This window comes from Sphingomonas antarctica (assembly GCF_965137005.1).
Lineage (GTDB): Bacteria > Pseudomonadota > Alphaproteobacteria > Sphingomonadales > Sphingomonadaceae > Sphingomonas_O > Sphingomonas_O antarctica.
Map to the genome: position 1 here is coordinate 200,762 of NZ_CBCRXM010000002.1, position 20,599 is coordinate 221,360.

The following is a 20,599-nucleotide window of genomic DNA, read 5'->3' on the forward strand; positions in this document are numbered from 1 at the left end:
GCGCCGCGCTTCATGCTCAGCCGCTTGCTCGACCCCTTGCCGATCCCGCCCGCGCACCGGCCGCTGGTGGAGCAGATCGTGCGCTATGCGTTGGTCGGCGGATTCGTGACCGCGATCGGCACGGGCGCCTATTGGGTCTGGGCGAAATATCTCGCTTACCCGCCGCTGATTGCCGGGATTGTGGCGTATATCGTGTCGATGGCGCTCGGCTATATCCTGCACAGCCGGGTGAGTTTTGCGGGGCATGGCGAGGGCGGCAATGACGGGGTGCGCTCGGCGCGGTTCTTCGCGGTTTCAGCGGTCAGTCTGGGCCTCAACGAATTGTGGATCTGGATTTTGACGGGGCTGTTGCATGGTGAGACATGGTGGCCGATCCCGGCGATGATCTTCGTCACGCCGGCGATCGTATTCGTGCTCAATCGCAAATGGGTTTTCGCGTAAAATGGACCGCGTGATCTACGACCGTATGGCCGAGCATGACTCGACGCACTGGTGGTACCGCGCGCGACGCGACGTCCTGGCGAGCGTGATCGCGCGCGAGATCAAGCTGCCGATGGAGGCGCGGATCCTCGAAATCGGCTGCGGCACGGGGCACAATCTGCCGATGCTCGCGCAGTTCGGGACGGTCGATGCGGTCGAGATCGACGATGCCGCGCGCGGGGTCGCCGAGCGGCGGCTGGGGCGTGCGGTGGCGTCCGCGCCGCTCCCCGAAATGGCCGGAGTGCCCGAGGCGACTTACGACATGGTCGCGCTACTGGACGTTCTCGAACATGTCGAAGACGATGTCGCGGCGCTGCGGGCGATTGCGCGGCGCCTCAAGCCCGGTGGGGCGATCCTGCTGACCGTGCCGCAATATCCGTGGATGTGGAGCGGGCACGACGTCGCCAACCACCATCACCGGCGCTACGTCAAGGCGACGCTGAAGGACGCCATCGGGCGTGCGGCGCTGACGCTCGAACTGCTCAGCAGTTTTAACAGCCTGTTATTCCCGTTTGCCGCGGCCCAGCGCGTGGCGGCGCGGATCGCAGGCAAACAGGGCAGCGACGATTCGCTGCCGCCCCGGCCGGTCAACGCGCTGTTCGAAAAACTGTTTGGGCTGGAGCGTTATTTGGTCGGGCGCGTGCCGATGCCGCCGGGCGTGTCGTTGTTGGCGGTAGTTCGCGCGCAAAGTTCGTCGCCCCGGCGGAGGCCGGGGCCGCTATAGATCAGCGTACACTATCGACAGCGGCCCCGGCCTTCGCCGGGGTGACGGCGCTATCCGCACGATGCCCCAGCCTAGACCCTTCGCGGCTACCGCCGATCACATCGCTGACGATATAGAGCGGACGGCGTTTCACCTCGACATAGAGCCGCCCCAGATATTCGCCGATGAGGCCCAGGACGAACATCTGCACCGCGCCGAGTCCGACGACGACGAGCATGGTCGAGGTCCAGCCCTGCACCGCGCGACCGGTCAGGAAACCGAAGCCGATATAAGCCATCAGCAACAGCGACATCGCAGTCAGGAACACTGCGGCATGGCTGGCAAAGCGCAACGGCGCGGTCGAAAATCCGGTGATCGCATCGAGCGCCAGACGCAGCATCTTGGCGAAGGGATAATTGGTTTCGCCGGCCAGCCGCGCGTCGCGATCATAAGCGAACGGCACCTGACGAAAGCCGATCCACGCGACCATGCCGCGAATGAACCGCGCCTGTTCGGGAAGCGCGAGAAAGGTGTCGAGCGCGCGCCTGGTCATCAGCCGGAAATCGCCGGTGTCGAGCGGAATGCTCGTGTCAGTCAACGCCGCGAGCAGACGATAGAAGAGGGCCGCCGTGGCGCGCTTGGCGACGCTTTCTCCGGCGCGGACGCGGCGGACGGCGTAGACCACGTCGGCATCCTCGCGGGTCATCGTCGCCAGCATGTCGGGCAACAATTCGGGCGGATCCTGCAAATCCGCGTCGATGACGAGGATATGTTCCCCGCGCGCGAGATCGAGTCCGGCGGTCAGTGCCAATTGATGCCCGTGATTGCGCGACAGGTTGATCGCGGTGACGTGCGGATCGGCTGCGGCAAGACGCTGCAGCGCGGCCCAGGTCGCGTCCTTCGATCCGTCGTTGATCAGGACGATTTCGTGATCGTCCCCCGCCACCGCCTGCGCCACGGCGGACACGCGCGCGTGCAACGTGTCGAGGCATTTCTCCTCGTTGTAACACGGCGCGACGATCGAGAGCTTCACGCTGTTCGTAATTTGGCCGGTCATGACTTGAAAGCTGCAGGCGACGAGCGCGGCTGGGTGCGGTCATCGACGCGGTACAACGCGTTCGTTCCATTCTGCCACACGCGCGTCATCCCGCGGGTCCAATAGGCGTTGAACGGCGGCGGGTCGAGCAGCCAGACGTAATCGAACGTGTCACGCGGGAAATTGGCGAGGCTCCAGTCGATCGACTTCCACCATTCGCCGCGGCAAGCGCGCGCAGTGACGATCTGCGACGGATCGCTGTTGAACCAGCGGCGCCGGGCGATGTGCGCCCGGAGCAGTTGGCCGCCGGCCATATTCCACTGATCGTTGGAGAACGCATCGCGGCGGACGATGCCCAAGGCGGGCACATGTTCGAGGCGCGCGGTCGACCAGGTCATGCCGCAGGGCGCGCCGACGAAGCTGACGACGCGCGCGCCGCGCGGCAAGTGGTCCAGCGCCCCGGCGGCGCGCTCGACACCTTGTGAAAACAGCACGAAGCTCGCGGTCGTGGCGGCGATGCGGATGACGTAGAAGGCGAGGCCAGCGGCGGCGACGCGTCCCGCAAAGCGCATCGATGTGCCCGGCTTCGAGCGAATGGAGATCAGGGCGATCGCCAGAATATACGGTGTCAGCCGCATATCGGCATAAGCCGAGCCGAACACGATGCGTGGCAGACACAAAAAGACGATGAGGAGGAAGATCGCGGTGGCGGCGAGGTTGCGCGAAAATTCCAGCCGCCGGTCGCGCAACGCCGCGAACAATACCAGCATCAGCACCGCGAGACTTGCCGCGTCGAACCAGTGCCAGCGGTCGCGCAAGGTCATGTTGAACCACATCAGCTTGGCTTGCATGTTGAACCAGTCGCCGGTCTCGCCCCCGACATGCTTGCCGCTGCGCCAAAGCACCATCAGGAGGAGCGGCGGGGCGAGGCAGATGCAATGGATTCCGGCCCAGAAGATCGAGCGCGGCCAATTGCCCTCACCCTCCGCCAGGGACTTGTCGTGCTGGCGGATCAGTTCGGCGGAGAATGCGGCGACGCCCAGCATGCCCCAGCCATAAGTGTGCGTGATCCAGATCACCGGCCCAATGATCAGGAACAGCGCCGCACGCAGACGCAGGCGATTGAGGCGCGCGAGGCGCAACCACAATGCAAACGCCATCAGCGCGAGCGCCATCGCCAGCGCAAAATTCACGAAGCCGAAATGGAACGGATGGCCGTAAGCCAGCGCCAGCGCGAACAGCGCCGTCGGCTGTACTTCGCGGTTCACTTCGCGGCAGATCCAGATCAACCCGGCGACGGTCAATGCGGGGATCGTCATGACGATCAGCTTGGTCGCGAGTTCGAGCCCGAACAGCTTGGCCATCGGAATGACCAGCAGATCAATCCCGAGATTGCCGATCAGCGACCAGTGAAAGTCGAAGAATTGCGCGAGGCTGGCGGTGTGTCCGCCATCAAGTTCGACATGGTAGCGGCCCATATGCCCGGGCAAGTCGACCAGCGGCGGAACGGTCGGCCATAATAATGGCACAATGCTGATCAGGACCAACAGCGCGGCAAATCCGCGCGTTTCCCACCAATGTGTGTGCCGCCCTTCCACCGCCACGCTTTAGGGCGCGGAACGGGGCGGCGGCAATATGCGGTAAAGTTGGGCGCGACTGCCCTTGAGGGGGAGCGGCTGGAGCCAGTCGGGACGCTGCCCCTTGCCGAGCCGGTCGGCAATTCCGCCGGGTCCTTCGCGGTCGAGATCGATGCCGCCGAAACTGTCCGCGCAGTACAGGACATAGCCGAGTTTCCATCGGGTTGCGGTGGCGCGGGCCTGTGCGGGCGGGGTCAGCCAGAAGTCATAGGATGCGCGATTGCCCGCATTGTTGCGGTGATACGGTGCGGCGAGGACGCGGTGTGGGGTCAACGCAAGAATATACGCGCCCGCATCGATCGGCGCGACGAACGTACCGGATGGCAGGGCGCGCAATTGCTCGATGGTGCGCCAGTCCGCGCAGCCGGTGCCGGTTGGCGGGTGCGCCTCGGTGAGCTGGAGCGCAGTGCCGATGATGCTCCAGACCAGCCCGAGCGAGGCGGGCCACGCGGGAATGGCGAGGGCCGGACGCTCGCGGCGCGCCGTGGCGACTATCGCGGCGAGGGGTGCGACCGCGAGCGCGGCAGCCATCGCCGCGCCGCGCACTTGGAACAGCGTGACGAGCAACGCAATGGTGGTGAAGCCGAGCAGGATCAGCCAGCGCTGCGCCCGCGTGCGCCACGCCAGCCATGCGGCGGCGAGCGTGCCGAGGATCGGCAGCGCGCCGAAGCCGATCGGGATCAGCGGGCCGCGCCCCGCGAACAGCCCGCGCGCTTCCTGAATGCGGTCCATCCACAAGCGGCGGAGCAGCGGGTCGGTCGCACCATAAGGCCCGGCGAGACAGATCGACGAGGTGTGATAGGCGAAGGCGATTGCGATGAGGCCGAAAGCGGCGCCGACTACGAGGCGGTGGCGTGGGGCAAGCACAGGCAGCGCGCCAAGGATCACGAACACCCCCGCTACGATCAGCGTCGCGTCAAATGATGCGGGGGTGAAGCCGTCGCACCATAAGGGCGACCAGACGCTGGGATGGGCAACCAGTCGCCATAGCAAGGTGGCAACGCCGAGGGTCAGGCCGAACGCGAACAGGCGGGGGCGTTCGGAGGCGCTATCGACGATCCACAGCAGCCCGAGTGCCGCCATCGCGCAGGCGATTTGCGGCGCAGTCTCCAGCCCGATGGCGAAGCTGACCGCCGCGATCAGCCCGGCGATGACCCCGGCGCGAAGGCTCGGCGGGCGGACGATGCTGTCGATCAGCATTATCGTCAGCACGATCTGCAACCCGTGATGATCTATCCGACCGGGTACGAACATCGTGATCGCGGGAAAAGCGAAGGCGGCGATGACGATCGCTGGACCGCCGCAATCGCGTCCGCCCAGCCGTATCGCCAGTCGCGCCGCGGCGGCGAGGAACAGGATGTAGAGCGTCACAGGCCACAGGATCACTGCCGCTTTCTCTCCAAGGATCATCGTCCACGCGGCAATCCCCAGATCGGCCAAGCGCGACCAATGAAGCGAGCCGCTAACGCCGTCGCCCAACCGGTGCTGGACCAGATCGCCCCATGCCTGACCGTTCAGCCAGTCGCGCACCTGGACCAGTCGCGCCATATCGTCAGTGTCGGGCAATTGGAGATGCGACAGAGCGCCCCAATTGCTCCGCGTCCACAAGGCGGCGAGAACCGTCCCCAGCGCGACGGCGAACGCCCACAACTTCTTTCCAAGGCGCACATCGTCGGTCATCGATCTGGCTTATGGACGCGGGCGGTTAAGGTGACTTCAACGCGTCGCGGTTAGGCACGCCGCATGACCGCGCTCCGCAAATTCGCCTCGACCATCCCGACTCGCGAGCCGGAGATCGAACTGACCATCGTCATGCCCTGCCTCAACGAGGCGGAGACGATCGCGGTGTGCGTCAAGAAAGCCACGGCGTTCCTGCGCGATAACGATTTGTCGGGCGAAGTCCTGATCGCCGACAATGGTTCGATCGACGGTAGTCAGCAGATTGCCAATGCGCTCGGTGCGCGCGTCATCGGGGTGCCCAAAAAGGGCTATGGCGCGGCATTGATGGGCGGAATCGCGGCGGCGCGCGGGTCGCTGATCATCATGGGCGACGCCGACGACAGCTATGATTTCGGCAGCCTGATGCCGTTCGTCGAGACGCTGCGCGATGGCGGCGAACTGGTCATGGGCAACCGGTTCCAGGGCGGGATCGAACGCGGCGCGATGCCGCCGCTCCACCGCTGGCTGGGCAATCCGGTACTGAGTTTCGTCGGGCGGCTGTTTTACGGCACCCCGATCGGCGATTTTCACTGTGGGCTGCGGGGGTTCCGCAAGCATTCTATCGAGCGACTCGGGCTGAGCGCGAGCGGCATGGAATTCGCCAGCGAAATGGTCGTCAAAGCCGCGCTCGAAGGCTTGGACGTCCGCGAAGTGCCGACGACGCTGGCGCCCGACGGTCGGAGCCGCGCGCCGCATTTGCGGACATGGCGCGACGGGTGGCGGCATTTGCGCTTCATGCTGACCTACGCACCCAAATGGCTGTTCGTGTATCCGGGCATGATGCTGGCGGGTGCGGGTGCCGTCGGCGTAGCCGCGCTGAGTTTAGGACCGGTCAGCATCGGACCCGCCGAACTCGGCGTGCACACCTTGCTGTTCGCGGCGATGGCGGTGCTGCTGGGTAGTCAGCTGGTGAGCTTCGGCGTGCTCGCGCGCCTTTACGGCGTGGCCAATGGCATGTGGCGTGCGGGTCCGGGGATGGCGCTCTTCCGCCGCTGGTTCACCGTCGAACGCGGCGTGTTCGGCGGGGGCGGACTGGCGCTGGCGGGCCTTGCGCTGGCGGGCTCGTTGTTCGCGCGCTGGGCCGGTGGGGGCTATGGCGCCGAGCAGCCGGCAGTCCTGATGCGCGTGGCGATCCCGGCGATGCTGGCGACCTGCCTCGGCGTCCAGGCGATCATGACCAGCTTTTTCGTAGCGTTGCTGGATCAGCCGCGACGGTGAAACCCACCCCGCTCAGCCTGTGGCTGAGTCGCCCCTCCCCGCGGGAGGGGATTAGCTGACCGCGCGAAGCCGGACGGGTTCGAGCCGGTGGATGTCCACCGCATGCTTCCAGCACAGATCGTGCAAACCGAGTTCGCGACCGTCATGCGACAGGATGCTGATCTCGCGAATCGGCTGTTCGTCGCGTTGATCGACCAGCACCGGGGTCGATGGTGCGCCCGATTCCCATTGTTCGCCCCATTGGCGCAGCGCGAGCATGGCGGGGAGGAGTGCCGCACCCTTTTCCGTCAGGCGGTATTCGACCTTACGCCGGTCGTCGGCCATCGCCTCACGCGTCAGGATACCGTGATCGACCAGACGACCGAGGCGATTCGCAAGTATGTTGCGCGCGATGCCCAGCGTCGACTGAAACTCTTCGAAATGATGCAGACCGTTGAACGCGCCGCGCAGAATCAGGAACGACCAGCGTTCGCCGACCGCCTCCAATGCCGCGGGTAAGGCGCACGTTGCCGCCGCCAGGTCTTCTCTCAGTTTATCCATCTCCGCCTCGCAGCCTACGCGCGAAAATAAATTTCGCAAGCGTTTAAGTTTTATGTTGCAACTCGAAACCTATCGGACTAGGTAGTGATTCGCAACTGGTTATCCAGCTGTTCCAAAACAGGAGAATTCAAATGGTTCGCACTTTCGCCATCGTCGCAGCTTTCGCCGCGAGCGCGCTGTCGCTCGGCGTCAGCGTCCAGCCCGCTTACGCCCAGGCCCCCGTGGTCCGCGCCGTCACCGTCGCCCAGCTTGCGCCCAAAACACTGGTTGCCGGTGAAACGCTGTGGAACTGCGGCGCCGAAGGCTGCACCACGCGCGCTTTGACCAGCCGTCCCGCCATCGTCTGCGCTCAGGTGGCCAAGCAGGTCGGCGCGGTTTCGAGCTTCAGTGTCGGCGGTGCCGCGCTGTCGGCCGAAGAACTCGCCAAGTGCAATGCGAAGGCCAAGGGCGGCGAGACCGCGCTGGCTTCGAAGTAAGCATGAGCGGCACGTTGGTAGCGTAAGCTACCAGCGAGACCGCGAATGCCGGCCGACCTCAGCATGCTGAGGATCGACGGCGGATTTACTCCGCCGTCCCGGCACCGGATTTTGGGTGGTTGCTCCCTTGCACACCCAAATATTGGCCGGGGATGGTTCGCCATCTCCGGCCTTTTTTATGCTATAGCACTTAACTCTCATCACCCCCGCGGAGGCGGGGTCCATCTGCTGAACATCCAACACTTGGTGAGGTGAGCAGATGGATTCCCGCCTTCGCGAGAATGACGAACATGGCGCGCTAGTGCGCAACCCGCGCATTGGTCGCGTCGAGATACGCGACGATCGCGGGGATATCCTTGGGCTCGATCGGTGCCTTGTAGACCTTCGCCATTTTCTCGACCGTCGCGGTCCAAGCCTTCGCATTGAGGCGCGGCTGGTTGAGGATCATTTCGGCCGAATGACAGCCGGTGCAACTCGCGCGGACCAGATCGGCGCCGGAACCGTCAGGCAGTTGCACGGTATCTTCGGGCAGCGTCACGCTGGTGTTCTGGAACGTGACCTGATCGTGCCGCTGATGACAGGCGGACAGGAGCAGCACGAGCAGGATCGCGCGCCTCATGTCAGTTTGAGGTCCATCATTTCGACCACGTCACGCGCATAGCCACTGGGGTTCCACGCCTGTGCCAGCGGTTGTGTCCGGCCCCGAACATTGGTGCAGCGCGCGCCGAAGCGGCTGGTGCCCGCGGGAAGGGTTGCGCGCCAGCGGCGGAAACCAAAGCTTCCATGATCGGCTTCCAGTGTCGCCGTCACCGGTGCGTTCGCGCCGATCAGCTCGACCTTCGCGACGCCGCAGTCTCCGCCCAGCGCGACTCCGCGCAACTCGATCGAGCGCCCCCGCGGCACCGCGTCGCCCGTTTCGAAGTTGGTCACGAACGCGCGCGGCGGCATCGCGGCAACGGGATGGGACGGAAAGTCCTTGTCGCCCGGCTTCACCGGCACACTGGGCATGCGATACGCCTTGGCCATCCAGAAATTATCGTCCTCACCGGTCAGGACTTCGATGTCGGTCAGCATCTTGACCCAATAGGTCGAGAACCAGCCGGGCACGATCAGGCGCAGCGGATAGCCGTTGAGCAGCGGCAAATTCTCACCGTTCATCGCGAACGCGACGATGACGTCGGCGTCGCGCGCCTTGTCGATCGGCAGCGATTTGCGGAATTGCGGCGCGCCGTCGATCAGCGCGGTGTCGAGTCCGGTGAAGCGGACATGCCTCGCCGCGCCGGTCACTCTGGCCTTGTCAAGCAGATCGCGCAGACGGACGCCGCGCCACAAGGCGTTGCCCATCGCGCCATTGGCCCATTGCGCGCCGATGACGCGCGGCTGGAACAGCCCGCGACCGTTCCCGGCGCATTGATTGACTGCGGCGATCTCGATCGATTCGCCGGCGCGGACGACCTCCTGAAGTCTGAGGCTCAGCGGCGTCTTGACCGCACCGTGAATGTTGAGCCGGAATGCGCCGGCGTCGATGCTGGTCGGCATCCCCGCCCAGTGCCAGCGCACGAAAAAGCGGTCGTTGGGCGTAAACACACCGCTGTCGAACACCGCGCGCGGGGTTTCGAGCATTGGCGGGCGGACGCGCTGGACGATCATGTCGCGCTTGCCGGCGAAATCGCGCACGGTTGGGCGGAGGCTGGGACCGCCGGGCAAATGGAGGTCGGCCATTGGGCTGCTTGCCGCAGGCAAAGCGAGCGCTGCCGCTCCGCCGCTCAATATTGCCGTGCGCCTGTCGATCCTCATCGGCACCCTCGTTCCAAGATAAGCTGGACCGGATCAAGTCCGGGGCGACGAGGAGTATAATCTCCCATAGCCGTCACTCCGGCCCCCGAGCCGGGATCCAGCTTCTTCTTCGCGCGGCGCAATCGCCTTGTCGAGCGGACAAGTTTGCGGCCAAGGCGGGGCGGTGAGCGTGGCCCGCCTGACCCTGACCGATTTCCGCTCGTACGGTGGCGTGAGCATCGTGGCCGGGCCGGGATTCAATGTCCTGACCGGCGAGAATGGCGCGGGCAAGACCAATGTGCTGGAGGCGCTGTCGCTGTTGGCGCCGGGACGTGGCTTGCGCGGAGCGCCGCTGCCCGAAATGGCGCGGCGGGTCGGCGACGGCGGCTTTACCGTCGCGGCGACGCTGAGCGACGGGCCGGTGATCGGCACGGGGATCGCGCCGCATGCGCCCGAGCGGCGCATCGTGCGGGTGGATGGTGTCGCGGCGAGTGCGGCGAGCTTGGCCGAACGTATCTCGATCGTCTGGCTGACCCCGGCGCAGGACCGGTTGTTCACCGACAGCGCGGGGTCCCGGCGGCGGTTTCTCGATCGGCTGGTGCTGGCGTTGGAGCCAGGCCATGCGCGCCACGCCGCGCGCTACGAAGCTGCGATGCGGCAGCGGAACCGCTTGCTGGCCGAAGAACGCCCCGATTCGGCTTGGCTCGATGCGCTGGAGGCAGCGATGGCCGAGCATGGCCATCAGATTGCGCTCGGGCGTGAGCGGTTGGTGACGGCGCTTGGTGAGGTCGCCGTTCCCGAAGACTCTTTTGCACGCGCGACGTTGGCGTTGGACGACGGTGAGGTGGGCGATTTGCGTGCGGCCCGTCCCCGCGATGCGGGCGCTGGGCGAACGTTAGTGGGTCCGCATCGGCAGGATTTGCTGGTCGGTCACGCCGCGAAAGACATGCCCGCTGCGCAAAGCTCGACCGGCGAGCAGAAGGCACTGCTGATCGGCATCGTGCTCGCCCATGCCGAACTGGTCGCCGACCGCGCGGGGCATGCGCCGGTGCTGTTGCTGGACGAAGTCGCGGCGCATCTGGATGCACGCCGCCGCGCTGCATTGTTCGAGCGTCTAAGCGGGCGCGGCCAGGTATGGCTGACGGGCACTGACGTTTCGGCCTTTGCCGATGCCGCCGATGCCCGTCATTTTACGGTTGTGGACGGGTCTATCGAACCCTGACGCGCTGCCACGTGCAGCTGCGCACCTTCTTGTGATGGCGCCATACGGTGCGGCAGACCTTTTTCTTGGTCCAGCGCGGGCCATGCCAGCCGTTATTGCTGTGACGCTCGACGCTGGTCTGACGGACCGTGGTCGTATGCGTCGTCGTCGCATGCATGTTGCCGCCCATTTGCGCGGTCGCCGGACCGGTGGCGGCGATACCGACGGCCATGGCCGTCGCGATGAGAAATGCCTTCATGTCGAACCCTCTCATGGATTGTCGATCAGGCCATAACGCGGGCGTTACGATTAGGGTCCGACATGTGCCATTTTGCTTGGGATTCCACGGCCCAGCGCCTATATCCGGTTGATGGACGAAACCCCGCAAAACACTCCCAACACTTCCGATTACGGCGCCGATTCGATCAAGGTGCTCAAGGGCCTCGATGCGGTGCGCAAACGCCCCGGCATGTATATCGGCGACACCGATGACGGATCGGGCTTGCATCACATGGTGTTCGAGGTTTCGGACAACGCCATCGACGAGTCTTTGGCGGGACATTGCGACTGTATTTTGATCCAGCTCAACCCGGACGGCTCGGTCAGCGTCGAGGATAATGGCCGCGGCATTCCGACGGGCATTCATACCGAAGAAGGCGTGTCGGCGGCCGAGGTCATTATGACCCAGCTGCACGCGGGCGGGAAGTTCGAGAATACCTCGGACGACAATGCCTATAAGGTTTCGGGCGGACTGCACGGCGTCGGTGTCAGCGTGGTCAACGCGCTGAGCGAACATCTCGATCTGACGATCTGGCGCGATGGCGAAGAGCATTACATGCGCTTTCGCCACGGCGATGCCGAAGCGCCGCTGAAGGTCGTCGGCCCCGCACCGGAGGGCAAGAAGGGTACGAAGGTCACCTTCCTGCCCTCGCCCGCCACGTTCAAGATCACCGAATTCGACTTCGAAAAGCTCGAACATCGCTATCGCGAGTTGGCTTTCCTTAATTCGGGTGTACGCATCGTCCTCGCCGATGCGCGGCATGAGGAGCGGCAGGAGATCGAACTCTATTACGAAGGCGGGATCGCCGCGTTCGTCAAATATCTCGATCGCGCCAAGACGCCTTTATTCCCCGAACCGATCGCCATTTCGGCTGTGCGCGACGGCATCGGCATCGACGTCGCACTCGAATGGAATGATTCCTATTACGAGAACGTCCTGCCGTTCACGAACAACATCCCGCAGCGCGACGGCGGCACGCACATGGCGGCGTTCCGCGCTGCGCTGACCCGCACGCTCAACAATTATGCCGAACGCTCGGGCATGATGAAGAAGGAAAAGGTCACGCTGTCGGGTGAGGACATGCGCGAAGGGCTGACCGCGATCGTCTCGGTCAAATTGCCTGATCCCAAGTTCAGTTCGCAGACCAAGGACAAGCTCGTTTCGTCCGAAGTGCGTCAGCCGCTCGAAAGCCTGATGTCGGACAAGATGGCCGAATGGCTCGAGGAAAATCCGGCCAACGCGCGCTCGATCATCCAGAAGGTGATCGATGCTGCTGCGGCACGTGAGGCGGCGAAGAAAGCCCGCGAAGCCAGCCGTAAATCGGTAATGGGCATCGCCTCTCTGCCCGGCAAACTCGCCGATTGTCAGGAAAAGGATCCGGCCAAGTCGGAGCTGTATCTCGTCGAAGGTGATTCCGCCGGCGGGTCGGCCAAGCAGGGCCGCGACCGGCATTTCCAGGCGATCCTTCCCTTGCGCGGCAAGATCCTCAACGTCGAACGCGCGCGCTTCGACCGCATGCTCGGGTCGAAGGAAATCGGCACGCTGATCCAGGCGATGGGCACCGGCATCGGGCGCGACGACTTCAACCTCGAAAAGCTGCGCTATCACAAGGTCGTGATCATGACCGACGCCGATGTCGACGGCGCGCATATCCGCACCCTGTTGCTGACGTTTTTCTATCGCCAGATGCCCGAAATCATCCGCGCCGGGCACCTCTTCATCGCCCAGCCACCGCTCTACAAGGCGACGCGCGGGCGCAGCGAAGTCTATCTGAAGGACGATGCCGCGCTCGACGATTATCTGGTCGAAGGGGGTGTCGCGACGTCGCGGCTCGAAGGCGTCGGCGGCGGCACGCGCCTTGGCGCCGACCTGCGCGGTCTCGTCGATCACGCGCGGAAGCTACGCACGCTGATGCGCTATGTCCCCCGTCGCTACGACCCGGCAATCGTCGAAGGACTCGCGCTAAACGGTGCGCTTGATCCATCGCTCGATCCGGCGGGTCGCACAGCGGCGGTCGAAGCCGCGGCCGCATGGCTGACCCGTGCCGATCCCGAAGCGCGCTGGTCCGGGCGTGTTGCCGAAGAAGGCGGCTATCACCTCGAACGCCTGTGGCGCGGGGTGACCGACCATCACATCATCGAGCCCGCCTTCCTCGCCAGCCAGGAAGCGCTACGCCTGCACAGCCTGATCGCCGAGGCGGTGGATGCTTATGCGGGCACCGCGCGGCTCGTCACACAGCCGCGTGCGCAGGCGGCTGTTGCCGAGGTCGAAGCGCCTGTCGCGGTCGATGCCGAGACCGAGGAGGAGACGGAAGTCGAAACGCCGGCACAGACCGCCAAGGGTGTAGCAGTATCGCGGCCGAGCGAATTGCTCGACGCGATCCTCGCGGCGGGGCGCAAGGGCTTGGCGATCCAGCGCTACAAGGGTCTGGGCGAAATGAACGCGGATCAATTGTGGGAAACCACGCTCGATCCCGCCAACCGTTCGATGCTCCGCGTCGAAGTGGCGCAGGCGGATCTGGCCGACGAGATTTTCACCCAGTTAATGGGCGACGTCGTCGAACCGCGCCGCGATTTCATTCAGGAAAACGCGCTCAACGTCGCCAATCTGGACGTTTGAGGCATGGCGACGGTCGGATTCATCGGGCTCGGCGTAATGGGCGGGCGGATGGCGGGGCACCTCGCCAAGGCCGGTCACAGCCTGCAAGTCTATAATCGCGGGCGGGCCAAGGCGGAAAGCTGGGTCGCCGAACATGGCGGCACGGTGTGCGACAGCCCGGTCGCGGCGGCTGAGGGTGCAGATGCGGTGATCAGCTGTGTCGGCAATGACGACGATCTGGCGAGCGTCACCTTGGGCCGCGATGGCGCATTTCGGGCGATGAAATCGGGCAGCGTGTTCGTCGATCACACCACGGTGTCAGCGAAGATCGCCCGGCAATTGTCGGTCGAGGCCAAGGGACTGGGGCTGATGTCGGTCGATGCGCCGGTCACGGGCGGCGAAATCGGCGCGAAGAACGGCACGCTGACGCTGATGTGCGGCGGGACGGAGAAAGCGATCGCCGCGGCCACGCCGCTGATGGAGGCTTATTCCAGCCGCATCGTCCATGTCGGCGCGGCGGGCGCGGGGCAGACCGCCAAGATGTGCAATCAGGTGGCGTTTGCGGGCACGATCCAGTCGCTCAGCGAAGCATTACGCTTGGCACAGGCGGCCGAGCTTGATCTCGACCGCGTGTTCGAAGCGATTTCGGGCGGCGCGGCGGGCAGTTGGCAGATGACCAACCGCTGGGCGACGATGGTCAAGGACGAGTTCGATTTCGGCTTTGCCGTCGATTGGATGCGCAAGGATCTGGGTCTCGCGCTCGATGAGGCGCGCGCAAACGGCGCGACTTTGCCGGTCGCGGCATTGGTCGATCAGTTCTTCGCCGAAGTTCAGGCACTCGGCGGCGGGCGTCAGGACACCAGCGCAATCGTCCGCCGCCTGCCGCGGCACAAACACTCCTAGTCCCGCAGCAGCTCGTTGATCGCCGTTTTTGCCCGCGTCTGGGCATCGACGCGCTTGACGATAACGGCGCAGGACAGGCTCGGGCCGGGCGTGCCGTCGGGCAATGGCTTGCCGGGGAGCGCGCCGGGCACGACGACAGAATAGGCCGGAACGCGCCCCACAAAGACCTCGCCCGTCGCGCGGTCGACGATCTTGCTGCTCGACGACAGGAACACGCCCATCGCGAGCACCGCGCCGCGTTCGACATGCACACCTTCGACGACTTCGGATCGCGCGCCGATGAAGCAGTCGTCCTCGATGACCACCGGGTTGGCCTGCAGCGGTTCGAGTACGCCGCCGATGCCGACGCCGCCCGACAAATGGACGTTGGCGCCGATCTGCGCGCAGCTGCCGACCGTTGCCCAGGTGTCGACCATCGTCCCGTCGCCGACATGCGCGCCGATGTTCACGAAGCTGGGCATGAGAACGACATTGCGGCCGATATGCGCGCCGTGGCGGACGATGCTACCCGGGACGGCGCGGAAACCCGCTTCGCGGAAGCGGTTTTCGCCCCAGTCGGCGAATTTGCTGGGCACCTTGTCCCACCAGTTCGCGCCGCCGGGGCCGGGCATGGTCTGATTGTCGTTGAGGCGGAAGCTGAGCAGCACGGCCTTTTTGAGCCATTGATTGACCTGCCAGCTGCCGTCGGCGGGTTCGGCAACGCGCACCTGCCCGCTGTCGAGCAGCGCCAGTGCCTCGTTCACCGCGTCACGCACATCGCCGGTCGTGGCGGTCGAAATCCCGTCGCGCGCGTCCCACGCGGCGTCGATGGTCTGCTCAAGGCTCATGCGTCGTTCCCGCAAATCGTGTCGAGCCAGTCGCTCAAATCTTCGATGCGCAGATCGACATAGCTGGGGCAAGACGTGGTAAAAGGTTCTTTGGCAGCCTGTTCGCTGCCATTGTCGAGCCACACCGTCGTCATGCCGAGCGCCTTGGCGGGCGCGAGGTTGCGCGCCATGTCGTCGACGAACAGGGCGGTGTGAGGATCGACGCCCCAGCGGTCGCATAGCCCGGCATAGGCCGAGGCGGCGGGTTTGGGGATCAGCCCCATCGCGTGAATGTCGTGAATTCCATCGAAACTGGCGCCAAGTCCCAAGCGTTCGAGCACGCGCGATGCATAGGTTGCATCACCGTTGGTGAAGACCAGCTTGCGGCCGGGCAATGCGGCGATCTGCGCGACCAGACGCTGATCCTCGGCGATGCGATCGAGTTCGATGTCGTGAACGTCGTCGAGGAATTCCGCCGCCTCGACGCCGTGATTGTCCATCAGCCCGCGCATTGTTGTACCGTGGTCCGCGAAATAGGACTTTTGCACCGCCCGCGCCTCGTCATGCGGCAGGTCGAGCAGGCGCGAGACATAAGCGGTCATGCGCGCGTCGATCAGCGCGAACAGATCGGTCTTCGCCGGATACAGCGTATTGTCGAGGTCGAAGATCCATGCGCGAATATGGTCCAGGTCGGGGGTCATCGCGTAGCTCATGGACTGGCGAAGCGAATACGTTAAGCGTCGTTAAACCAAGATATTACTAAACCCTTGAACGGCGAGGGGGTTTGGGGGCGGACATGTCGATTACGAAGACGATCCTGGCCGGGGGCGCCCTGCCATTGGTCCTGTTGAGCGGCTGCGGCGGAGGCGGCGGCGGGGCCGTGGCTTCGACGCCGACCCCCGCGCCTGTCCCCGTGCCGGTTCCGACGCCGACACCGGTCCCGACACCGACGCCCGTGCCGACCACCAACGACACGGCGGAATATCGCCGCTCCAATTCGGCGGTGCAGGCGCAGGCGCTGACCGCGTACAATGCCGGTGCCAGCGGCGCGGGGGTGATCGCGGGCGTGATCGACAGCGGTATCCTGGCGGCGAAGATCGCCGAATTTCCGCGCATCGATCCCAATTCGACCGACCTTGCCGGCAGTCGCGGCTATTTCCAGGAACTTCCCGACGGCGAGCACGGCACGGTCGTCGCGCAGGTTTTATTGGGTGCGAAGAACGATGCGGGGACACAGGGGATTGCGCCAAGCGCGACCTTGCTGGTCCTGCGTACCGACACGCCGGGCAGTTGCGCGGGCGACACGCCGGAGGGGGATTGCACCCATAACGACAATGCCATTGCGGCGGGGCTGGACGTCGCCCGGCGGGTGGGGGCGAAGGTCGTCAACATCTCGCTCGGGGGCTCTCCGCCCAACACCAACCTGCGCACCGCGATCGACCGCGCGACATCGGCCGGGATCATCATCGTCATCTCGGCGGGCAATGACGGCGGTGCGGAATCCGATCCTTTGGCGCAGGTCGCCAATGACGCGATTGCGCACGGGCTGGTGCTGATCGCGGGGGCGACCGATTCGACGCAGACCATCACCAGTTTTTCGGGGCGCGCCGGGATGAGCGCGGCGCATTATCTGACCGCATTGGGCAGCCGCGTGCGTTACACCGACGCATCGGGCGCGAGTTTCCTGTATAGCGGCACCAGCTTTTCGGCGCCGGCGGTGTCGGGCGCGGTAGCATTGTTGGCGCAGGCGTTTCCGACATTGACCCCCGCGCAGATCGTCGATCTGCTCCTGCGCACCGCGACCGATCTGGGGGCGACCGGCACCGACGCGGTGTACGGCCATGGCGAGCTCAATCTGGCGCGGGCGTTTGCGCCGGTCGGTTCGACGTCGCTGAGCGTGACGGCGGAAGCGGTATCGCTGACCGACAATGCCACGCTGTCGGGGGCGATGGGCGATGCGGCGAGCAAGACCGGGCTCGGGGCACGAATCCGGGACGATTATGCACGTGAGTTTGCCGTCGATCTGGGCGGGACGATCGGTCGCGCGCCGGTCTCGACCAAGCTGGCATCGGCGCTGAGCAGCGTGCCGCATCAGACGGGGATCAGCACCGGCGCGACGACGGTGGCGCTGTCGCTCGACGCGCGGGCGCAGCCCGACCGGCTGACGCTGAGCCGGGCCGATTACGGACAGGCACGGGCGCTGGCCGGGCTGGTCGCGACGCGGATCGGCAAGACCGAACTGGCGATGGGCTTCGCGCGCGGCGGGGAAGCACTGCTGGGCGGTGGCGACGCCGCGCATCCGGCGTTTCTGGTCGCCGACAATGCCGACGGTGCGGCGTCGCTGGCGCGCGCCCCCAAGGCGGCGTTCGCGGTGCGGCGCAGTGCGGGCGGGATCGGCTGGACGATAAGCGTCGAGACGGGCGCGCTGCGTCTGTGGGAAACCGCATCGTTGGAGCGGGCGCGCGGTTCCTGGCGCGAACAGCATTACGACGCGATGCGGCTGGCGGCGGATCGCCGGTTCGGGCCGCTGGCGCTCGACATCGCGCTGACGCGGATGAATGAGCATGATTCGGTGCTGGGCGGGCGGTTTTCGGGCGCGCTGGGTGGCAATGGCGCGACCAGCTATTTCGCCGACGCCGGAGCGGTGCTGACGCCGCTTTACCATTGGCGGCTGGGTGCGGCGGTGCGGCGCGGGTGGACGCAGGTGCCGGGGCGGCTGGGGCGCAATGCGTCGACCATCGCCACGCAGGCGCTGGCGTTCGACGTGACGCGCGAAGCGGTGCTGGGCGGATCAATGAGCCTGCGTTGGGCGCAGCCGTTACGGGTCACTTCGGGCGGGTTGAGCCTGACCGGGCTGGGCGATGCGACCTTCCTGTCGCTGGCACCGCAGGGACATGAGACCGATGTCGAAATGGCTTATGCCCGCCCGCTGTGGCGCGGGGTGATGAGCCTCAACGCCTATCGCCGCGTGCAGCGGGGCAATTATCTGTCCGCGCCCGACGACAATGGTGCGGCATTGCGGTGGAGCGTTGGTTTCTGAGCTCGCGTCGCCCCGGCGAAGGCCGGGGCCGCTAAGTTCAACGCATGACGCCAGCGGCCCCGGCCTTCGCCGGGGCGACGTCAGACCGTAAAGCTTTCGCCGCAGCCGCACGCGCCCTTGGCATTGGGATTGGCGAACACGAAACCGGCGGTGAAATCGTCCTCGACCCAATCCATCGTGCTGCCGATGAGATAAAGTAACGAGCCGCCGTCGACGAACAGCGTACCGCCCGGCGTGTCGATGCGTTCGTCCATGCCCTTGGCTTCGGTCACGTAATCGACCGAATAAGCGAGGCCCGAACAGCCGCGGCGCGGGGTCGACAGTTTCACGCCGATGGCCTCGGCGGGCGCCTTGCCCATCAATTCGGCGATGCGCGCATGCGCGGAAGGGGTCAGCGTCAGCGCGGCGGGGCGTGGGCGGGCGATCGTGGCCATTACAGCATCCCCAGTTCGAGGCGCGCTTCGTCGGTCATCTTCGACGGGTCCCAAGGCGGATCCCAGACCAGGTTCACATCGACGATCCCGACTCCGGGTACCGCACCGACGCGGATTTCGACTTCGGCGGGCATGGTTTCGGCGACCGGACAGTTCGGCGTGGTCAGCGTCATGTTGACGATGACGTGGCCCGAATCGATTTCGACCCCATAAATCAGGCCGAGATCGTAGATATTCACCGGGATTTCGGGGTCGAAAATATCCTGCAGCGCCGCGAGCACGGCCTCGTACAAGTCGCCGCCCGGCTCGTCGCCCGACAGTTCGGGCGCTTTCGCCTTGAGGAAACCATCGAGATAATCGACGCGGCGTTGCGTGCCCTCGTCCAGGCGCGCGTCGTTATCGACCCGTGCTCGGACGGGCGGTTCGACCGACGTGACTTCCTCGAACTTCATCCGAACAACTTCCTCACGCGTTCCAGCCCCGCGACCAAAGCCGCGATATCGTCCGGGCCGCTATACACGCCAAAGCTGGCGCGGCACACCGAGTCCGCTTGCAGCCACTCCATCAACGGCTGGGCGCACAGATGCCCGGCGCGGATCGCGACCCCGCCTTCGTCCAAGATAGTGCCGACATCGTGTCCGTGCACCCCCTCGACGTTGAATGCGACGATGCCCAGCGCATCTTCGGGGCCGTACAGGCGCACCGAGTTGATCGAACGCAGCGCGTCGCGCGCCTGTTTGGTCAGGTCGCGTTCGTGCGCCTCGATGGAGTCGATGCCGATCGTTTCGACGTAATCGATGGCGGCGGCGAGGCCGAGAGCACCGGTGATGTGCGGCGTTCCCGCCTCGAACCGCGCGGGCGGCGGGGCATAGGTCGTGCCGGCGAACGACACCTGGTCGATCATCGCGCCACCGCCGTGCAGCGGGGGCATCGACTCGAGCAATTCGGCGCGCCCCCATAGCGCGCCGATGCCGGTCGGGCCGTAGAGTTTATGGCCTGAGAAAGCGTAAAAGTCGCAATCGAGTGCCGCGACACCGACGCGGGTGCGCGGCACCGCCTGACACCCGTCGAGCAGCAGTTTTGCGCCGACCGCGTGCGCGAGGGCCGCGGCGCGGCGGCAATCGAGGACGCTGCCGAGCACGTTCGAAATATGCGCGAAGGCGACCATCGAATGATCGGGCGTGAGCATCGCTTCCGCCGCGTCCAGATCGATGCAGCCGTTCGCGGTCAGCGGGCAGACATCGACCTGCCACCCCGCAAGCTGCCACGGCACGATGTTGGAATGATGTTCGAGCTGGCTGACGAGGACCCGGCGCCCACCACCTTTAACGCCGGGATATTGGTGCGCGACGAGGTTGATCGATTCGGTCGCGCCGCGCGTGAAGACGAGTTCGTTGGCGTCGGTCGCGCCGATAAACGCGGCGATCTTCGCCCGCGCGGCTTCGTATGCCGTCGTCATGTCCGCCGAGCGGGCGTAAACCCCGCGATGTACGGTGGCATAGCGTTTGCCATAATCGCGGGTCATCGCGTCGATCACCGCTTGCGGCTTTTGCGCGGTCGCAGCGGTGTCGAGATAATGCCAGCCGGGTTCGATGCCGGGAAAGTCGGCGCGATGCGTCGCCCCGGCCGAGGCCGGGGCCGCACCGAGCGGTCGCGCTTTATCGTTAGCGGCCCCGGCCTGCGCCGGGGCGATGGATGCGGCAGCGGTCATGTCAGCGTAGCTGCCTGAGGTCTGAAGCAAGCGCACGGCAT

General features: G+C 65.4%; 20 protein-coding genes. 8 read left to right on the forward strand and 12 right to left on the reverse strand.

Annotated elements, in window-relative coordinates; translation table 11 throughout:
• The first annotated feature begins 12 nt into the window (after window positions 1-12).
• On the forward strand, window positions 13-441 hold the full coding sequence (locus tag ACM9ME_RS03130) for a GtrA family protein (RefSeq protein ID WP_415641973.1): 429 nt from the start codon (window positions 13-15) through the stop codon (window positions 439-441).
• Between the two features lies 1 nt (window position 442).
• The gene (locus tag ACM9ME_RS03135; protein WP_415641974.1) at window positions 443-1,204 is read left to right on the forward strand and encodes a class I SAM-dependent methyltransferase; all 762 of its coding nucleotides are present in this window, start codon (window positions 443-445) and stop codon (window positions 1,202-1,204) included.
• Between the two features lies 1 nt (window position 1,205).
• Here the strand turns inward: ACM9ME_RS03135 and ACM9ME_RS03140 are convergent, their stop codons facing one another.
• From ACM9ME_RS03140 to ACM9ME_RS03150, 3 genes are read right to left on the reverse strand one after another with little or no spacing between them, the layout of a single operon-like run.
• Window positions 1,206-2,240: a glycosyltransferase family 2 protein gene (locus tag ACM9ME_RS03140; RefSeq protein ID WP_415641975.1), complete on the reverse strand. Its 1,035-nt coding sequence runs from the start codon at window positions 2,238-2,240 to the stop codon at window positions 1,206-1,208.
• Window positions 2,237-3,817, reverse strand: coding sequence for a hypothetical protein (locus ACM9ME_RS03145; RefSeq protein WP_415641976.1), 1,581 nt, complete (start codon window positions 3,815-3,817; stop codon window positions 2,237-2,239). Before ACM9ME_RS03145 ends, ACM9ME_RS03140 begins: the two co-directional genes overlap by 4 nt.
• 9 nt (window positions 3,818-3,826) lie before the next feature.
• On the reverse strand, window positions 3,827-5,536 hold the full coding sequence (locus ACM9ME_RS03150; protein WP_415641977.1) for a hypothetical protein: 1,710 nt from the start codon (window positions 5,534-5,536) through the stop codon (window positions 3,827-3,829).
• 63 nt (window positions 5,537-5,599) lie between these two features.
• On the opposite strand from ACM9ME_RS03150, the gene ACM9ME_RS03155 reads away from it, so the two are divergent.
• Entirely contained in the window at window positions 5,600-6,793 is a 1,194-nt protein-coding gene (locus tag ACM9ME_RS03155) for a glycosyltransferase family 2 protein (protein ID WP_415641978.1), read from the forward strand.
• Window positions 6,794-6,844: 51 nt separating this feature from the next.
• Here ACM9ME_RS03155 and ACM9ME_RS03160 read toward each other — a convergent pair whose 3' ends face one another.
• A complete protein-coding gene (locus ACM9ME_RS03160; RefSeq protein WP_415641979.1) occupies window positions 6,845-7,333 on the reverse strand; it encodes a winged helix-turn-helix transcriptional regulator in 489 nt (162 codons plus the stop codon).
• Between the two features lie 131 nt (window positions 7,334-7,464).
• Here ACM9ME_RS03160 and ACM9ME_RS03165 point away from each other — a divergent pair, with 131 nt between their 5' ends.
• A complete protein-coding gene (locus ACM9ME_RS03165) occupies window positions 7,465-7,809 on the forward strand; it encodes a CC_3452 family protein (protein WP_415641980.1) in 345 nt (114 codons plus the stop codon).
• 298 nt (window positions 7,810-8,107) lie between these two features.
• Here the strand turns inward: ACM9ME_RS03165 and ACM9ME_RS03170 are convergent, their stop codons facing one another.
• Both ACM9ME_RS03170 and ACM9ME_RS03175 read right to left on the reverse strand, forming a co-directional pair.
• On the reverse strand, window positions 8,108-8,428 hold the full coding sequence (locus ACM9ME_RS03170; protein WP_415641981.1) for a hypothetical protein: 321 nt from the start codon (window positions 8,426-8,428) through the stop codon (window positions 8,108-8,110).
• Window positions 8,425-9,606 carry a molybdopterin-dependent oxidoreductase gene (locus ACM9ME_RS03175; protein WP_415641982.1) on the reverse strand — a complete coding sequence of 394 codons (1,182 nt, stop codon included), beginning with the start codon at window positions 9,604-9,606 and terminating at the stop codon, window positions 8,425-8,427. Before ACM9ME_RS03175 ends, ACM9ME_RS03170 begins: the two co-directional genes overlap by 4 nt.
• 163 nt (window positions 9,607-9,769) lie before the next feature.
• Between ACM9ME_RS03175 and recF the strand changes: the two genes are divergently transcribed.
• Window positions 9,770-10,807, forward strand: coding sequence for a DNA replication/repair protein RecF (gene recF, locus ACM9ME_RS03180; protein WP_415641983.1), 1,038 nt, complete (start codon window positions 9,770-9,772; stop codon window positions 10,805-10,807).
• Here the strand turns inward: recF and ACM9ME_RS03185 are convergent.
• Entirely contained in the window at window positions 10,794-11,045 is a 252-nt protein-coding gene (locus ACM9ME_RS03185) for a hypothetical protein (RefSeq protein WP_415641984.1), read from the reverse strand. The two genes, recF and ACM9ME_RS03185, sit on opposite strands and share 14 nt — an antisense overlap.
• Before the next feature lie 111 nt (window positions 11,046-11,156).
• On the opposite strand from ACM9ME_RS03185, the gene gyrB reads away from it, so the two are divergent.
• Both gyrB and ACM9ME_RS03195 read left to right on the forward strand, forming a co-directional pair.
• Entirely contained in the window at window positions 11,157-13,685 is a 2,529-nt protein-coding gene (gene gyrB, locus ACM9ME_RS03190) for a DNA topoisomerase (ATP-hydrolyzing) subunit B (protein ID WP_415642095.1), read from the forward strand.
• A gap of 3 nt (window positions 13,686-13,688) precedes the next feature.
• The gene (locus ACM9ME_RS03195) at window positions 13,689-14,567 is read left to right on the forward strand and encodes an NAD(P)-dependent oxidoreductase (RefSeq protein WP_415641985.1); all 879 of its coding nucleotides are present in this window, start codon (window positions 13,689-13,691) and stop codon (window positions 14,565-14,567) included.
• Here the strand turns inward: ACM9ME_RS03195 and dapD are convergent.
• On the reverse strand, window positions 14,564-15,394 hold the full coding sequence (dapD, locus tag ACM9ME_RS03200) for a 2,3,4,5-tetrahydropyridine-2,6-dicarboxylate N-succinyltransferase (RefSeq protein WP_415641986.1): 831 nt from the start codon (window positions 15,392-15,394) through the stop codon (window positions 14,564-14,566). The genes ACM9ME_RS03195 and dapD overlap by 4 nt on opposite strands.
• Window positions 15,391-16,074 (reverse strand): pyrimidine 5'-nucleotidase, encoded by a 684-nt coding sequence (locus ACM9ME_RS03205; RefSeq protein WP_415641987.1) that lies wholly within the window; start codon window positions 16,072-16,074, stop codon window positions 15,391-15,393. The genes dapD and ACM9ME_RS03205 overlap by 4 nt, the downstream gene beginning before the upstream one ends.
• Before the next feature lie 95 nt (window positions 16,075-16,169).
• On the opposite strand from ACM9ME_RS03205, the gene ACM9ME_RS03210 reads away from it, so the two are divergent.
• Window positions 16,170-18,413 (forward strand): S8 family peptidase, encoded by a 2,244-nt coding sequence (locus ACM9ME_RS03210; RefSeq protein ID WP_415641988.1) that lies wholly within the window; start codon window positions 16,170-16,172, stop codon window positions 18,411-18,413.
• Between the two features lie 80 nt (window positions 18,414-18,493).
• Here ACM9ME_RS03210 and ACM9ME_RS03215 read toward each other — a convergent pair whose 3' ends face one another.
• Genes ACM9ME_RS03215 through ACM9ME_RS03225 form a run of 3 tightly spaced genes read right to left on the reverse strand, consistent with a single transcriptional unit; the run spans window position 18,494 to window position 20,558 of the window.
• Window positions 18,494-18,847 (reverse strand): HesB/IscA family protein, encoded by a 354-nt coding sequence (locus ACM9ME_RS03215; protein WP_415641989.1) that lies wholly within the window; start codon window positions 18,845-18,847, stop codon window positions 18,494-18,496.
• Window positions 18,847-19,299 (reverse strand): SUF system Fe-S cluster assembly protein, encoded by a 453-nt coding sequence (locus ACM9ME_RS03220; RefSeq protein ID WP_415641990.1) that lies wholly within the window; start codon window positions 19,297-19,299, stop codon window positions 18,847-18,849. Before ACM9ME_RS03220 ends, ACM9ME_RS03215 begins: the two co-directional genes overlap by 1 nt.
• Window positions 19,296-20,558, reverse strand: a complete 1,263-nt coding sequence (locus ACM9ME_RS03225; protein WP_415641991.1) for an aminotransferase class V-fold PLP-dependent enzyme — start codon at window positions 20,556-20,558, stop codon at window positions 19,296-19,298. Before ACM9ME_RS03225 ends, ACM9ME_RS03220 begins: the two co-directional genes overlap by 4 nt.
• Window positions 20,559-20,599: the final 41 nt, after the last annotated feature.

Excerpts from the sequence above, each read along its gene's own strand:
- ACM9ME_RS03130 (WP_415641973.1), top strand. The coding sequence starts at position 13 with ATGCTCAGCCGCTTGCTCGACCCCTTGCCGATCCCGCCCGCGCACCGG.
- ACM9ME_RS03135 (WP_415641974.1), top strand. The coding sequence starts at position 443 with ATGGACCGCGTGATCTACGACCGTATGGCCGAGCATGACTCGACGCAC.
- ACM9ME_RS03140 (WP_415641975.1), bottom strand. The coding sequence starts at position 2,240 with ATGACCGGCCAAATTACGAACAGCGTGAAGCTCTCGATCGTCGCGCCG.
- ACM9ME_RS03150 (WP_415641977.1), bottom strand. The coding sequence starts at position 5,536 with ATGACCGACGATGTGCGCCTTGGAAAGAAGTTGTGGGCGTTCGCCGTC.
- ACM9ME_RS03155 (WP_415641978.1), top strand. The coding sequence starts at position 5,600 with ATGACCGCGCTCCGCAAATTCGCCTCGACCATCCCGACTCGCGAGCCG.
- ACM9ME_RS03160 (WP_415641979.1), bottom strand. The coding sequence starts at position 7,333 with ATGGATAAACTGAGAGAAGACCTGGCGGCGGCAACGTGCGCCTTACCC.
- ACM9ME_RS03165 (WP_415641980.1), top strand. The coding sequence starts at position 7,465 with ATGGTTCGCACTTTCGCCATCGTCGCAGCTTTCGCCGCGAGCGCGCTG.
- ACM9ME_RS03170 (WP_415641981.1), bottom strand. The coding sequence starts at position 8,428 with ATGAGGCGCGCGATCCTGCTCGTGCTGCTCCTGTCCGCCTGTCATCAG.
- ACM9ME_RS03175 (WP_415641982.1), bottom strand. The coding sequence starts at position 9,606 with ATGAGGATCGACAGGCGCACGGCAATATTGAGCGGCGGAGCGGCAGCG.
- ACM9ME_RS03185 (WP_415641984.1), bottom strand. The coding sequence starts at position 11,045 with ATGAAGGCATTTCTCATCGCGACGGCCATGGCCGTCGGTATCGCCGCC.
- gyrB (WP_415642095.1), top strand. The coding sequence starts at position 11,157 with ATGGACGAAACCCCGCAAAACACTCCCAACACTTCCGATTACGGCGCC.
- ACM9ME_RS03195 (WP_415641985.1), top strand. The coding sequence starts at position 13,689 with ATGGCGACGGTCGGATTCATCGGGCTCGGCGTAATGGGCGGGCGGATG.
- dapD (WP_415641986.1), bottom strand. The coding sequence starts at position 15,394 with ATGAGCCTTGAGCAGACCATCGACGCCGCGTGGGACGCGCGCGACGGG.
- ACM9ME_RS03205 (WP_415641987.1), bottom strand. The coding sequence starts at position 16,074 with ATGACCCCCGACCTGGACCATATTCGCGCATGGATCTTCGACCTCGAC.
- ACM9ME_RS03210 (WP_415641988.1), top strand. The coding sequence starts at position 16,170 with ATGTCGATTACGAAGACGATCCTGGCCGGGGGCGCCCTGCCATTGGTC.
- ACM9ME_RS03215 (WP_415641989.1), bottom strand. The coding sequence starts at position 18,847 with ATGGCCACGATCGCCCGCCCACGCCCCGCCGCGCTGACGCTGACCCCT.
- ACM9ME_RS03220 (WP_415641990.1), bottom strand. The coding sequence starts at position 19,299 with ATGAAGTTCGAGGAAGTCACGTCGGTCGAACCGCCCGTCCGAGCACGG.
- ACM9ME_RS03225 (WP_415641991.1), bottom strand. The coding sequence starts at position 20,558 with ATGACCGCTGCCGCATCCATCGCCCCGGCGCAGGCCGGGGCCGCTAAC.